This is a genomic window from Clostridium sp. D53t1_180928_C8 (assembly GCF_015667795.1).
In the GTDB taxonomy this organism is placed as follows: domain Bacteria; phylum Bacillota; class Clostridia; order Clostridiales; family Clostridiaceae; genus Clostridium.
Map to the genome: position 1 here is coordinate 22,748 of NZ_JADPEL010000007.1, position 14,036 is coordinate 36,783.

The 14,036-nt window shown below is 27.0% G+C and carries 15 protein-coding genes; 12 read left to right on the top strand and 3 right to left on the bottom strand.

The window, feature by feature from the left end:
* Positions 1–32 precede the first annotated feature (32 nt).
* The 10 genes from polA (at position 33) to I4V51_RS06820 (ending at position 8,614) form a co-directional block, all read left to right on the top strand.
* Positions 33–2,645 (top strand): DNA polymerase I, encoded by a 2,613-nt coding sequence (polA, locus tag I4V51_RS06775; RefSeq protein ID WP_195987568.1) that lies wholly within the window; start codon positions 33–35, stop codon positions 2,643–2,645.
* 9 nt (positions 2,646–2,654) lie between these two features.
* Positions 2,655–3,251 carry a dephospho-CoA kinase gene (gene coaE, locus I4V51_RS06780; RefSeq protein ID WP_195987569.1) on the top strand — a complete coding sequence of 199 codons (597 nt, stop codon included), beginning with the start codon at positions 2,655–2,657 and terminating at the stop codon, positions 3,249–3,251.
* Between the two features lie 24 nt (positions 3,252–3,275).
* Positions 3,276–3,818, top strand: coding sequence for a lytic transglycosylase domain-containing protein (locus I4V51_RS06785; RefSeq protein WP_195987570.1), 543 nt, complete (start codon positions 3,276–3,278; stop codon positions 3,816–3,818).
* A 310-nt stretch (positions 3,819–4,128) separates the two neighbouring features.
* Positions 4,129–4,731, top strand: a complete 603-nt coding sequence (locus I4V51_RS06790) for a flavin reductase family protein (RefSeq protein ID WP_195987571.1) — start codon at positions 4,129–4,131, stop codon at positions 4,729–4,731.
* Positions 4,732–5,057: 326 nt separating this feature from the next.
* Positions 5,058–5,399: a hypothetical protein gene (locus tag I4V51_RS06795; protein ID WP_195987572.1), complete on the top strand. Its 342-nt coding sequence runs from the start codon at positions 5,058–5,060 to the stop codon at positions 5,397–5,399.
* 174 nt (positions 5,400–5,573) lie between these two features.
* Positions 5,574–5,915 (top strand): hypothetical protein, encoded by a 342-nt coding sequence (locus I4V51_RS06800; RefSeq protein ID WP_195987573.1) that lies wholly within the window; start codon positions 5,574–5,576, stop codon positions 5,913–5,915.
* A gap of 185 nt (positions 5,916–6,100) precedes the next feature.
* Positions 6,101–6,427, top strand: coding sequence for a hypothetical protein (locus tag I4V51_RS06805; RefSeq protein ID WP_195987574.1), 327 nt, complete (start codon positions 6,101–6,103; stop codon positions 6,425–6,427).
* Between the two features lie 241 nt (positions 6,428–6,668).
* Positions 6,669–7,193, top strand: coding sequence for a hypothetical protein (locus I4V51_RS06810; protein WP_195987575.1), 525 nt, complete (start codon positions 6,669–6,671; stop codon positions 7,191–7,193).
* A gap of 323 nt (positions 7,194–7,516) precedes the next feature.
* On the top strand, positions 7,517–7,675 hold the full coding sequence (locus I4V51_RS21120; protein WP_243281429.1) for a hypothetical protein: 159 nt from the start codon (positions 7,517–7,519) through the stop codon (positions 7,673–7,675).
* Between the two features lie 78 nt (positions 7,676–7,753).
* On the top strand, positions 7,754–8,614 hold the full coding sequence (locus I4V51_RS06820) for a 50S ribosomal protein L11 methyltransferase (protein WP_195987576.1): 861 nt from the start codon (positions 7,754–7,756) through the stop codon (positions 8,612–8,614).
* A gap of 53 nt (positions 8,615–8,667) precedes the next feature.
* On the opposite strand, the gene I4V51_RS06825 is transcribed toward I4V51_RS06820, so the two are convergent.
* The 3 genes from I4V51_RS06825 to I4V51_RS06835 all read right to left on the bottom strand — a co-directional run bounded on the left by I4V51_RS06825 (position 8,668) and on the right by I4V51_RS06835 (position 12,126).
* Positions 8,668–9,951: a D-alanyl-D-alanine carboxypeptidase gene (locus tag I4V51_RS06825; protein WP_195987577.1), complete on the bottom strand. Its 1,284-nt coding sequence runs from the start codon at positions 9,949–9,951 to the stop codon at positions 8,668–8,670.
* A 76-nt stretch (positions 9,952–10,027) separates the two neighbouring features.
* On the bottom strand, positions 10,028–10,753 hold the full coding sequence (locus I4V51_RS06830) for a type 1 glutamine amidotransferase (protein ID WP_195987578.1): 726 nt from the start codon (positions 10,751–10,753) through the stop codon (positions 10,028–10,030).
* Positions 10,754–10,767: 14 nt separating this feature from the next.
* Positions 10,768–12,126, bottom strand: coding sequence for a Mur ligase family protein (locus I4V51_RS06835; protein WP_195987579.1), 1,359 nt, complete (start codon positions 12,124–12,126; stop codon positions 10,768–10,770).
* 311 nt (positions 12,127–12,437) lie between these two features.
* Here I4V51_RS06835 and I4V51_RS06840 point away from each other — a divergent pair, with 311 nt between their 5' ends.
* Both I4V51_RS06840 and I4V51_RS06845 read left to right on the top strand, forming a co-directional pair.
* Positions 12,438–13,361 carry an alpha/beta hydrolase gene (locus I4V51_RS06840; RefSeq protein WP_195987580.1) on the top strand — a complete coding sequence of 308 codons (924 nt, stop codon included), beginning with the start codon at positions 12,438–12,440 and terminating at the stop codon, positions 13,359–13,361.
* A gap of 89 nt (positions 13,362–13,450) precedes the next feature.
* Positions 13,451–14,011 (top strand): TspO/MBR family protein, encoded by a 561-nt coding sequence (locus tag I4V51_RS06845; protein WP_195987581.1) that lies wholly within the window; start codon positions 13,451–13,453, stop codon positions 14,009–14,011.
* Positions 14,012–14,036: the final 25 nt, after the last annotated feature.

The following is a 14,036-nucleotide window of genomic DNA, read 5'->3' on the forward strand; positions in this document are numbered from 1 at the left end:
AATAGTTTAAAAATATAACACTGGAGGAAAGAATGGAAAGATTACTGATTTTAGATTCAAACAGTTTATTAAATAGGGCATTTTATGCAATACCACCATTAACAAATAGTGAAGGAATTCATACTAATGCTGTTTACGGATTTACAAATATGTTATTCAAAATGAAGGAAGAAATAAAGCCAGATTACATAGTTGCAGCTTTTGACAGAAAGGCACCAACATTCAGACATAAAGAGTATGAAGATTATAAAGCTGGTAGAAAAAAAATGCCTCCAGAATTAGCAGAGCAATTCCCGCTTATTAAAGAAGTGCTTAATTTATTAGCAATTAACATATATGAGATAGATGGATTTGAGGCAGATGATATAATAGGAACATTAGCTAAATTTGCAGAAAGTAACGGAATTGAAGTTTTCGTAGTAACTGGAGATAGAGATGCTCTTCAACTTGCTAGTGATAATATTAAAGTAGTTATTACTAAAAAAGGTGTTACAGAAACTGCAGTATATAATAGAGAAGCTTTTGAAGCAGAGTTTGGTGTTACTCCAACTCAATATATTGATGTAAAAGGTCTAATGGGAGATAAGTCAGATAATATTCCAGGGGTACCAGGTGTAGGAGAAAAGACAGCATTTAAGCTTATTTCTACTTATGGTTCTATGGAGGGGGTACTTTCACATATTGATGAAATAAGTGGTAAGAAGCTTAAAGAAAACTTAGAAACTTATAGTGAACAAGCAATTTTTAGTAAGAAGCTTGCTACAATTATGACAGAAGTGCCTATAGAGTTTGACTTAGAGGATATTAAGAGTCAGGAAAATTATAATAGAGAAGAACTTAAAAAACTATTCTTTAAACTTCAAATGAAATCTTTACTTGCAAAATTACCAGGGGAAGATACTGAGGAAGAAAAGGAACAGGCAAAGGTAGAAATAAATGAAGTAAATACAATAGAAGCTTTTAGAGAAGCACTTAGCCAAAAAGAAGATATAGCCTTTATTTCATATACTACTTCAAATGCGAATCTTTATTCTAAAATAGAATTAGATAAATTATATATAAGCTATGGAGAAAAAGTAAGCTTAGTAGATTTTAAATTAATAAGCATGGGAAAGACTGTTGAAGCAATTAATATTCTTAAAACTTTTATGGAAGATAAAAATATTGAGAAAGTAATTCAGGATGGAAAAAACTTAATTACAATATTAACAAAGCATGATATCCAAGTAGAAGGATTTATATTTGATACAGTAGTAGCAGCTTATCTTATAGATTCAGCCAAATCTAATTATCCTTTAGAGGTATTAATTAACGAATATTTAATGAAGGAAGTAAAAGGTGAAGGTGATGAATTAATTTGCAATGCTATGGCAAGTATGAAAGAACTTTATGAATATTTAAAAGAAAGAATTAATAAAGAAGGAATGGATGAACTTTATTACGAAGTTGAACATCCGCTTATAGCTATTTTATCAAGTATGGAGGCTATAGGATTTAATGTAAATAGAGAAAAGCTTGATGAACTTGCTATTAAATTTAAAGAAGAGATTTCTAGAACAGAAAAAGAGATATTTGAACTTTGTGAAGAAGAATTTAATATAAGTTCACCAAAGCAGTTAGGTAAAATTCTTTTTGAAAAATTAGATTTACCAGTAGTTAAAAAAACAAAAACAGGATATTCAACAAATGCAGAAGTACTAGAAAAATTAATGGATAAACATCCTGTTATAGAAAAGATTATTTACTATAGACAAATAACAAAGCTTAATTCTACATATGTTGAAGGGCTTAAAAATGTTATAGATGAAGATGGTGCAATTCACTCAAGCTTTAATCAAACTGTTACTACAACAGGTAGATTATCAAGCACAGAACCAAATCTTCAAAATATACCTGTTAAATATGAAATGGGTAGAGAAATAAGAAAGGTATTTATACCAAAAGAGTCTACTGATGTATTATTATCTTGTGACTACTCTCAAATAGAGCTTAGGGTTCTTGCTCATATGGCAGATGATAAAAATATGATAGATGCATTTAATCATCATAGTGATATTCATACTAAAACTGCATCAGAAGTATTTAAGGTGCCAGTAGAAGAGGTTACATCTTTAATGAGAAGTAGAGCAAAGGCTGTTAACTTTGGTATAGTTTATGGAATAAGTGACTTTAGTCTTTCTCAAGACTTAAAGATAACTAGAAAAGAAGCTTCTGAATATATGGAAATATATTTTGATAGATATCCCAAAATTAAAGGATATTTAGAAAGTATTAAGGAAGAGGCTAAGGAAAATGGGTATGTCTTAACTGTTTTAAATAGAAGAAGATTTATACCGGAAATAAAGTCTTCAAATAAAATTGTTAAAGCTCTTGGAGAAAGATTAGCAATGAATGCACCAATTCAAGGAAGTGCAGCTGATATTATAAAGCTTGCTATGGTTAAAGTTTATAATAGACTAAAGAAAGAAAATTTAAATAGCGAAATGATTCTTCAAGTACACGATGAACTTATTTTAAATGTTAAAGAAAATGAATTAGAAATTGTTAAAGCTTTAGTAAAAGAAGAGATGGAAAATGTACTAAAGATGTCAGTAAAATTAGAGATAGATGAAAATATAGGTAATACATGGTATGAAGCAAAGTAGGGGGTAAATATGATTAAAATAGGATTAACAGGAGGAATAGGGTCAGGAAAAAGTACAGTTTCATTTATGCTAAAAGAAGCAGGATTTAATATAATAGATGCAGATTTAATAGCTAGAGATGTACTTGCAAAGTACCCAGAAATATTAGAAAGAGTTAAAATAGAATTTGGAGCAGGTTTTTTTGACTGGAGAGGGGAATTCCGTAGAAAAGAATTTGGAAATCATATATTTAGGTTTCCTAAACAGAGAAAAAAATATGAGGAAATAATATTACCATATATAAAAAGAGAGATATATGAAAATATAGATAAATTAGAAAAGAAAAAAGCAGATTTTGTTATTGTAGATGCACCTACATTAATAGAGAATGATTTGCATAAAGATATGGATTATGTTATCTTAGTTTGGGTAGATAATAATACACAAATTCAAAGAGTAAGATCAAGGGATACGTTGTCAAGAGATGAAGCTATAAATAGAATAAATTCTCAAATGCCTTTAGATAGAAAGAGAGATTTCGCTAATATAATTATTGAGAATAATGATACATTAGCTAAAACTAAAGACCAAGTTGACTTACTAATAGAGTTTTTAAAATCTATTTAAGCTATTTTAAAGTAGGGAGAGGGAATGAAGTTTAAGAAGATTATAATATGGCTTATAGTTGCCATTGTGATTTTAGTTTGTGGAAAGTATTGTATTAAAAAATATCTATATCCATATAAATATAGTGAGATAGTAGATAAATATAGCTATGAATATAATTTAGATCCATATTTAGTTTTAGCAGTGATAAAAACAGAAAGTAATTTTAATTCAAATGCTGAATCTAATAAAGGGGCTAAAGGATTAATGCAGATTATGGATTCTACAGGTGAATGGATTGCAAGTAAGTTAGAAGTTGATAATTTTAATACTAATATGCTTTATGACCCTGAAGTTAATATTGAGTTTGGATGCTGGTATTTAAATAACTTGTTAAAAGAATTTGATGATTTAAGCTTAGCATTAGCAGCTTATAATGGAGGCAGTGGTAATGTAACAAAATGGCTTAATGATCCAGAATATTCAAATGACGGACAAAACTTAACATATATTCCGTTTAAGGAAACAAAGAAGTATGTTGATAAGGTTAGTACTAGATATAATGTTTATAAATTTCTTTATGAGTAAAAGGAAGCCATAAGGCTTCTTTTTTTTGTGGAAAGTTTAAAGTTAAAAAATAAATTTAGCTTGCTACTTGTCAATGTATAAATTGCTTCGCAATTTATACATAATTATGTTATAATCGTTAAGATAATTTTGAAAAGGTGTGAAATGTTATGAAAAAAATGGAGTTTAAAGGTAGCGTAGTTTTAAACTCTATATAATTTATTTTGATAACATCTAGAAATAAAGATGGGAAAAATAAAGTTTTTCCTGTGGTATGTATTTGAACTTCACGCCATATATAAATACAATATTTTTAGAGAGGATGTAGTATATGAATAAAGTTAATTTTAAGGGAAGCGTTATGTTAAATCCTACTCCTGTAGTATTAGTAACAAGCGTTAATAAAGAGGGAAAAACTAATGTATTTACTATAGGGTGGGTAAGTACTGTGTGCACTAAACCGCCTGTAGTAGCTGTAGGGATAAGACCCGAAAGATTATCTTATGAGTACATAAAAGAAAGTGAAGAATGTGTAATTAATCTTACAACTAGGGATATGGTTAAGATAACGGATTATTGTGGTGTTGTAAGTGGTAAAAGAGAGGATAAGATATCTAAATTAGGATTAAAATTAAATTCTGGAGTTGCTATAAATACACCATCATTAGAGATTTCACCAGTAGCATTAGAATGTAAATTAAAATCTATAACTCCTCTAGGAACTCATGATATGTTTTTACTAGATGTAATAAATGTGAAGGTTAATGAAAATTTATTGGATGAGAAAGGGAAAATACATTTTGAAAAAGCTAATTTAATTGCATATTCTCACGGAGAGTACTTTGGGATTGATTCAAAGCCGCTTGGATCATTTGGGTATTCGATACGTAAAAAAACAGATAGCAAAAAAAGAAAAAGAATGCTGAAAAAGTAATAAAAAATAGAGATATAGGAATATTAGTATAATTGGTACTTTATCCTATATCTTTTTTTTATTTAGAATTAATTTATTTAATAATAGACACTTGAATTCTATTTTATATTTTGGAAAGAAGGATATTAAAGAAAGGTTTTATAGTAGAGACAAAAGGGCACTGTTAGGTGAAGAGGAGATGACTGAAGTAGCTTTTTTAGATACATATTAATTCTTATCTAAAAAAGTGAGGTAAGAATTAAATGAGAAATAATTGATTTTTAAAAATTGAATAACACGGTATGTAAATTTTAAATGTAGTAAATAATAATTATGAGGTGAATATTATGAGAAAAAAGTTAACCTATATAGCAATATTAACAATAACAGTTTTAATTTTTGCTACAAATAATGTATATGCAAATACTCCTATTTCTCCTATTGATACTGTTTATAAAGAAGGAATTTACAAACTTGATAAAAGTGATAAAGGAACATATAATTTGCAATACCGATTTCTTAATAGTGATAGTGATTCAGCAATTATTGTACTGGATAATAATGCCGGTATACTTTATAAAAATATAAACTGTAATAGAAAGTGTAATGCTGGTACAATAACAAATAAAGACACTATAATATTAATAACAGAAGGAGAAGTAGCATTATATTTTACTAAAGTAAATTAGAAAGTAAATCACAAAAATACCGTATTATTCAAAATGAATATGCGGTATTTTCTATTATTAATTCAATAAATTATTAGGAATTTGGAAGTAGTGTGAACTAAGTGATTTTTGAAAATTGAATAGTGCGGTATGTAAATTTTAAATATAGTAAATAATAATTATGAGGTGAATATTATGAGAAAGAAGTTAATCTATATAGCAATATTAATAATAGTAATTCAAATTTTTGCTACAAGTAGTGTATATGCAAATACCCCTATTACTCCTATTGATAGTGTTTATAGAGAAGGAATTTACAAGCTTGATAAAAGTGATAAAGGGACTTATAATTTGCAATACCGATTTCTTAATAGTAATAGTGATTCAGCAATTATTGTACTAGATAATAATGCTGATGTGCTTTATAAAAATATAAATTGCAATAGAAAGTGTAATGCTGGTACAATAACCAATAATGATATTATAATATTAATAACAGATGGAGAAGTAGCGTTATACTTTACTAAAGTAAGTTAGTGAGTAAATCATAAAAAATACCGTATTATTTAAATTGTGCGGTATTTTTAGTTTACAATTTAAATATATTGCTAACTGATTAGGGAAGTTTGTGCTTTGGAAATTGAATAGTATGATATTTACAAAATATGCTATAATTAATTTGTAATTATATTAAACTATGATGAAAGAAATTGGAGGATATTATGGTAGGAAAATATAAGGTAATAACTTTGTGTGGGAGTACTAGATTTAAAGATGAGTTCTTAAAAGTACAAAAACAATTAACTCTAGAAGGCAATATTGTTATTTCAGTAGGATTGTTTGGACATGCTGATGGTGAGTTTGGAAATGTAATTACTCCTGAAATTAAAGTAATGCTTGACGATATACATAAAAGAAAAATTGATATGTCTGATGAAATATATGTAATTAATAAAAATGGATATATAGGTGAAAGTACAAAAAGTGAAATACAATATGCTATAAAAACGGGAAAAAGGATCAATTATTTAGAATGTTATAATGCTTAATTTAAGATATTACGAAGATAAAATTAAATTTATTAAAAATACTATATTATTTTAATGATAACATGTTTGGTTTTAGGCTGGAAACTTTAAAATCACAGCGAAATTCGAACTAAAATTCACATTGCTATAAAATTAGTATTTAACTAGAGTTATAGCTGATTAAATTTTAAATATAATTTAAATCTAAAATTAACATATTGAGGTTATTATTGGATTTAATCTATTTTAATGAGGTGAAATTTTGATTATAGGTGCGGAAATTATTGGTCAGCCTTATTCTGGTGAATATAAAGAAGTTATATATGATATTCCATGTATACATTGGAAATCGGAATACTGGGGATGGGTGAGATTCACAAACCAAGATTATAGTGAATGGTGCGGGGATTTTAGAGGGAAAATATTGGGCGTAGAAATGTCTAAAAGATTTAATTCTATTCTAATACTCACCACAGACTGTTTGTTTGTATTAGATAAAACAACTGGAGAGTTAATAGATAATAATGTGAGGCCAGAATATGAACAATTAACTTTATCGCCATTAGAAGAATATATATTAGTCAGTTATGGTGAAATTTTAATCATTAAAGACTCTACTAACGATCTAGTTAAAGTAAATATCCCAAGTAATGTTTATTCAGTTAAATTTTTAGAGTGGCAGGGACATAATCTTATATTAAAATTTGAAGATTGTAATGGAATTGATATGTATTCAAATGTAAGTTTAGATTCAAAAACATATGAAATTGTATTAAATAATACATAATAAAATCTATTTAAAATGATAAAATATCATTATATAGAGATAAAAATATTACTATAGTATGAGTTTTCAATAAGATATATTTTTCAAGAATATAAAAATTATAATATAAATTTTTAATTTTGTTATAATTAATAATAATCTGAATGAAGAAATACGTGAGTAAAGTGAAGGTTGATATAAAATATAGAAAATTTATAATAAAGATATAAAAGAAGGAAATACAAAATAGTAAGTTGATAAAAATACTTCTATATATGATATTTATCTGATATAATTTTAGAGTTACCAAAACTAATAATATATTTTAATATTATTGTATTTATATGTGGCATGGAATAGTTTATACTGAAATATCTATGTCATCAATATCTATAAGAGATGAGACACTGTCTTATGAATATATAAAAGAAACTACGGAATTTATTGTTAACTTACCAAGTATAAATATGACAAAAGCTGTTGATTACTTTTTATATAGATAAAGATTTGATTTTAAAAAAAGCTTTAAAAATACAAGCAAAAGATAAAATAAAAGTGCTAAATAAAGAAAGGTTGGTTTTATGTTTATAATATCTTATAAATTACCATATGAAAAATTAGATTCTACAATTGAAATTTTAGCTATAAATGATATATATAATGTTTTTTATGAAAATCCATTAGAAATAACTACTGATAATTATGGGTATGGATATTTAGAAAAACAAGATGAAGAGATAATTTTAAAAGTTGCTTTTGAAGGTGAAAAAGAAGAATTAGAAGAGTTTAAAAATACTTTAAAAGAAGTTTTAAAAATGGATTACATAAATGTAGAAGAAAATAATCATGAGTATAATACATATGATTTTCCAGCAATACATTTAGATGACAAATATGTTATAGCAAGTCCAGAAGAAGAGTTTGAAGGAAAAACAAAGATTAACTTTATTTCACAAGGAGCTTTTGGTACTGGATTACATGAAACGACTCAAGATATATTAAGATTAATTTTAAATAAGTTAGATATAAAGGGAAAATCAGTTTTAGATATTGGAACTGGATCAGGAATACTTTCCATTGCATCTGCCATGTCAGGAGCTTCAGAAGTAGTAGCAGTTGATATAAGAGATGTTGAAGATGAGGTTATGTTAAATGCTTCATTAAATAATTTAAGCAATATAGAAGTTATAGTTGGAAATATATTAGATGATGAAGCTTTAGTTAAGAAAAATTTCGATTGGATTTTTATTAATATAGGTGGAGAAGAAACTAAGATGTTTATGAAATACATAAAGGAACACTTAAATAATAATGGAAATATATTAGTTTCAGGTCTTGTTGAATGGAGTTTTGATGAAGTAAAGAAAGATGTAGAAAACTACGGATTTAAGCTTATAAGCAGACATCAAACTAATGAATGGGTTACTGCAGTTTTTAAATAATATTTTAACATAAAAAAATGCTATGCAAATATTAAGTTTGCATAGCATTTTTTTTAATATCTAGAGAATCTACCTCTTCTATTTTTTCTACGTCTTCTTGAGTTAATCATTAATTTAATTACAACTAATATTAATACAATTATTAAAACTGTTATTAATAAACCAAGGATGTAAACTCCAAAATTAGCTTTTAATATTTGGCCTACAGTTAAATTAATAGAGCCTTTAACTGTTTGAGTATAGTTTCCTGCATTGAAAACTAAATTAACATTATTATTTGAAGCAACCTTCCAAGCATTTAATTCATTAGCTGGAACTTCAATTTTGGCATGTGAATCATTAAAGTCATTTTTGTAATATTCAATATTTTCATCTACTATAACTGGAACAGTTATAGTTTTTGTAGGACCAAAAAATCTGAATAATTTATAGTTTAAATCTACAGTTGCAACTTCATCACCAGTTGATTTATAAGCTGTTTTTTCAGCAGCATAACTATAATCTGCAATAGCTTGAGTATCCTTAAATACGTTCATTCCATCAGAGCCATATTCAGAACCAAGTACTACAGTTATTAAGTTTCTACCATTTTTGTTGTAAAAACCTACAAAACAATGTCCAGCCTTAGTTTCACGGCCTGTTTTACCACCCATATTTCCATCTACACCAATAGTTAGGTCTCTTGAATCTATATATACCTTTTTACCATCTAAAGTAACAGATGTCTTAGGTAATTCACAAGTTTCTCTTACCCAGTCATTTTCATAAGCTGCTTTACCAATAAGAGCTAAATCATAAGCAGTAGTAACATTGTGATTATTAGGATCAGTTTCTAATCCATTTGGACTAACAAAGTTAGAGTTAACAGCACCAATTTCTTTTGCTTTCTCATTCATAAGTGAAGTAAATTTTTCAACAGAACCGGCAACAGAATCAGCCATCATTACAGCAGTATCATTTGCAGAATAAACAAGAACTGCTTTCATTACATCATCAGCAGTCATTGTAGTACCTACTGGTATATTGTTTCCAAAGAAGTTTTGTAATGCAGTTTCTTTAACAGCAGCTGCATCTTCTGTATAAGGAATTGAATCATCTTTGCTTTTAGATTCAGCAAAAAGTAAAGATGTTAATAGCTTTGTTGTACTAGCAGGCGAACGTTGAACATCTGCATTTTTAGAATATATTATTTCACCAGTCTCTAAATCCATTGTTATAGCAGAGGCTCCAATTATTTGAGGCTCTGTAGCAGCAAATGCTTTAGTAGTGTTTAAGAATGGCACTACTAAAGTTAAGCAAATAACTAAAGTTAATGCTCTAAAAAACTTTTTTGTCATAAAACTCCCCGTCCTTTTTATCTAAGTAAATAATTTTTTTATATTTAGAAGAAACCATTTCTTCTATTGGTTAAATTTATTTGTTATTTAATCTAGTAATCATAACTTCTTTAGCTTTTAATTCCAAGCTATCATCCAATTTTTCTAAGGCAACTTCTGAATATTTAATTTCTAGTGCCATTTTAATAAATCTATCAGCAAGCTCAGGATTTTTTGCTAAAAGTGAGCCATGGAAATAAGTGCAGTAAGTATTTTTATATACACAACCTTCATATCCATCAGAACCATTATTTCCATATCCGTGAATACACTTTCCTAATGGTTTAAGTCCATTAAGATAAGTTCTGCCAGAGTGATTTTCAAAACCAACATAAGTTTCATTGAAATCTTCGTTATATATTACAGTATCTCCAATAAATCTAGTATCACCAGCTTCTGTGTATATATCTAATATACCTAAGCCTTCAATTTTTTCACCGTTTGGAGCTGTATAATGTTTACCAAGTAATTGATAACCACCACAAATAGCTAGTAGAACTTTGCCATTATTAATATATCTAGATAATTCTTCCTTTTTATTATTCATTAAGTCATCAGAAACTATTGATTGCTCATAGTCTTGACCACCTCCAAAGAATACAATATCATGTTCATCGGCATTAAATTCATCATTTAAAGACACATTTATAATATTAACTTTAATTCCACGTTCTTCAGCTCTGTGTTTTAAAATTAATATATTACCTACATCACCATAAACATTTAAAAGGTCTGGATAAAGGTGACAAATATTTAATTCCATAAAATCCTCCTATATTACCAAAGGTTTTTAATATATCCTTTAGAATGTAAATACTTTCTATAGTTTATCATTGCAGTATAAGTTGCAAGAATATATAATTTATTGTTTTTACCATCTTTAATTTTAGATGTTAGATTTTCATAATCTTCCTCGATAATAAGTTTTGAAGGCGAAATACCAGCAGTTTTTAGTCTTACTGCCATATCAAATGCTCTAAGTCCTGATACATATACCTCATCTAGATTAATATCTTTTAAATTTTCAAAATTAACATCCCAAATCCAAGATACATCTCTACCATCTGCATAATTGTCATTAAGCAAGAATGCGCAAGAGAATGGGTCTTTGTTAAGACATAAAGTATCTAATGCTTGATTATATCCAGCAGGATTTTTAACAAGTATAATTTTAACTTCTTTATCGTCAATATTTATTATTTCTTGCCTTCCGAAACTAGAGCTTTGACTTTCTAAAGACTTTTTAATTGTACTATCATCAACATTAAGTTCTTTTGTAATGGCATAAGCACAAAGAGCGTTATAAATATTATAGACACCTGATTGACCTAAGAAGATTTCTGTATCTCCAAATTTTACAGTAGAACTTTCAGAAGTTAAATCTAATACTTCATCAACACCATATTTTATTGCTGGATGAGTATACCCACAGCCTGTACAGTAGTAATCACCTAAATGATTATATGTAACAAAGTTATAGCTATATGGAGTTTTACAGAACTTACAGAATTTTGAGTCTGCATTTACATCTATAGTTTTATTTTCATTAATTGGTGTTTTAAAACCATAAAATACAAGTTCATTTTTTACATCTAACTTTCCTAGAAGAGATTCATCTCCGTTAAGTATAAGTTTACTTTCAGGAACAAGAGTTATACCTTCTAAAATTTTAGTAAGAGTAGTATATACTTCCCCGTACCTATCAAGTTGATCTCTAAAAAGGTTAGTTACTGTTATTATTTCAGGAGTAATATATTTTGTAATATATTTTAAATTCGCTTCATCTACTTCAATAATTGCATATTTATTTTCATCTTTGTTGAAAAATTTATAGTTTTCTACAAATGTAGTAACTATACCTGGGAAAAGATTTGCACCAGTATTGTTAGTTATAACAGAATATCCTTTTTCTTTAATGATGTTATAAATCATGCTTGTAGTAGTAGTTTTACCATTAGTTCCTGTAACTAAAACTACTTTATATCCCTTAGAAACTGTGGCTAATATATTACTATCTAGTTTTAAAGCCACCCTTCCTGGAAACGTAGTTCCACCTTTTAAAATGGTTTTAGTAAGAAATAATGTGAATTTTGTTGCTAATATACTTAGAATTGACTTAATACTAATTTCCTTCACCACCTACAATAATTTATTTACATTATTAACACTAATATTAAAATATAAACATTTCAAATAAATATAAGAAAATTATAATGATTTCCAATATTCATCTTAAATTCACATATATCTATCTTAAATGCCATATCAATACTAAAATAGTATAACACAAAGTTACGCTTTAACAAATCTATCTTTAAGCTAAATTATAATATTTTAATTTTAATAAGGGAAATTGTAAAAAAATAATTAAAAATATTTATTTCTAATTGACACTATAATAACTAAGGAGAATAATATAAATAAAAACTGAAAAGGGGAAAATAGTTTTGGAGAATTTTAGCTTTGTAGATAGATATGGAAAAGAGATTAAGTATTATAAATGGAGTGAAGTACAAAATCCTAAAGGAATAGTGCAAATTGTTCATGGTATGACCGAATATGCATTAAGATATGATTATTTTGCAAAGAAGCTTTGTGAAAATGGATATATTGTTTATGCACATGATCAAAGGGGACATGGAGAAACTTCACCTAAAGATGAAGAAAGAGGTTATATTGCAGATAATGAAGGATTTGATATTTTAGTTGAAAATGTAAAAGAACTAACAGATATTGCAAAAAAGGAAAATTCAAATTTACCTATAATATTATTTGGTCACAGTATGGGATCATTTGTTTCTCAAAGGTATATAGAACTTTATGGTAATGAAATTAATGGAGTTATTTTATCAGGAACTAATGGTAAGCCTGATAGTATTACTAAATTGGGAGCTTTAATTTCAAAAATAGAAATTATGTTTAAAGGAAGAGAAGCTAAGAGTAAATTAATGGATAAGTTATCTTTTGGAGATTTTAATTCTAATTTTAAACCTACTAGAACAGGTTATGATTGGTTATGTTCAGTAGATGAAGAAGTAGATAAATATATAGAAAGTCCTATGTGTGGATTTATTTGCAGTACATCATTTTATTATGATTTAATTAGAGGTTTGTGGAAAATTAATAAAAAAGAAAATTTGAATAATATACCTAAGAATTTACCAATATATATTTTTGCAGGAGATAAAGATCCGGTGGGTAATTTTGGAAAAGGTATAGTTAATTTGTATGATACTTATAAATCTATAGGAATATATGATTTGAATTACAAGTTATATAGTAATGGAAGACATGAGATGTTAAATGAAAATAATAAAGATCAGGTTATAAAGGATTTATTAGAATGGATTAATAATAAAACTACTGTTTAACAATTTATAATTGAATAAAACAGGGGAGGTAAACATTATTTCTTATTATGAAACATATATTTTAGTAGTAATAATAAGAGGTGATGGAGATGAAGAGGAAAAAGAAAGGTGAATTAAATAAGAAGCCTAAAAAGAGGAGACAAAATGTTATTAAAGAATTGTTTTGTGTAAATAATAAGTTTGAATTTCTTGGGTTATTAAAAAATATTGCAATGTCAGTTGGTGGAGGAATATTAGTTGCTTTATTAACTAAAAATTCTATGAGTATTTATAGTCAGTTAAAAAAGAGTATATTAACACCACCAGATATAGTCTTTCCAATAGTATGGACAGTATTATATATTTTAATGGGACTTGCTGCTTATAGAATATATATGAATAATAAAGAAGGAGAAAGTGATCATGATGGATACTTTTATTATTTAATTCAATTACTAATTAACTTTTTATGGGCAATTATTTTCTTTAATTTAAGATTATATGGTATTTCATTTATATTGATATTAATTTTATTAGTATTGGTTATAATTACGACTATAAAGTTCTTTAAAACAGATAAAATTGCTGGAGTATTAATGATTCCATATATTATTTGGCTAATATTTGCTAGTTATTTATCAGCATATGTTTGGATATTTAATGAGATGTAATTAAATAAATTTGAATTATAAAAAT

What these genes read in the sequence shown, in the direction of transcription:
- I4V51_RS06825 (WP_195987577.1), bottom strand. Translation starts at nt 9,951, where the DNA reads ATGACAAAAAAGTTTTTTAGAGCATTAACTTTAGTTATTTGCTTAACT.
- coaE (WP_195987569.1), top strand. Translation starts at nt 2,655, where the DNA reads ATGATTAAAATAGGATTAACAGGAGGAATAGGGTCAGGAAAAAGTACA.
- I4V51_RS06785 (WP_195987570.1), top strand. Translation starts at nt 3,276, where the DNA reads ATGAAGTTTAAGAAGATTATAATATGGCTTATAGTTGCCATTGTGATT.
- I4V51_RS06820 (WP_195987576.1), top strand. Translation starts at nt 7,754, where the DNA reads ATGTTTATAATATCTTATAAATTACCATATGAAAAATTAGATTCTACA.
- I4V51_RS06805 (WP_195987574.1), top strand. Translation starts at nt 6,101, where the DNA reads ATGGTAGGAAAATATAAGGTAATAACTTTGTGTGGGAGTACTAGATTT.
- I4V51_RS21120 (WP_243281429.1), top strand. Translation starts at nt 7,517, where the DNA reads ATGTGGCATGGAATAGTTTATACTGAAATATCTATGTCATCAATATCT.
- polA (WP_195987568.1), top strand. Translation starts at nt 33, where the DNA reads ATGGAAAGATTACTGATTTTAGATTCAAACAGTTTATTAAATAGGGCA.
- I4V51_RS06800 (WP_195987573.1), top strand. Translation starts at nt 5,574, where the DNA reads ATGAGAAAGAAGTTAATCTATATAGCAATATTAATAATAGTAATTCAA.
- I4V51_RS06845 (WP_195987581.1), top strand. Translation starts at nt 13,451, where the DNA reads ATGAAGAGGAAAAAGAAAGGTGAATTAAATAAGAAGCCTAAAAAGAGG.
- I4V51_RS06790 (WP_195987571.1), top strand. Translation starts at nt 4,129, where the DNA reads ATGAATAAAGTTAATTTTAAGGGAAGCGTTATGTTAAATCCTACTCCT.
- I4V51_RS06795 (WP_195987572.1), top strand. Translation starts at nt 5,058, where the DNA reads ATGAGAAAAAAGTTAACCTATATAGCAATATTAACAATAACAGTTTTA.
- I4V51_RS06830 (WP_195987578.1), bottom strand. Translation starts at nt 10,753, where the DNA reads ATGGAATTAAATATTTGTCACCTTTATCCAGACCTTTTAAATGTTTAT.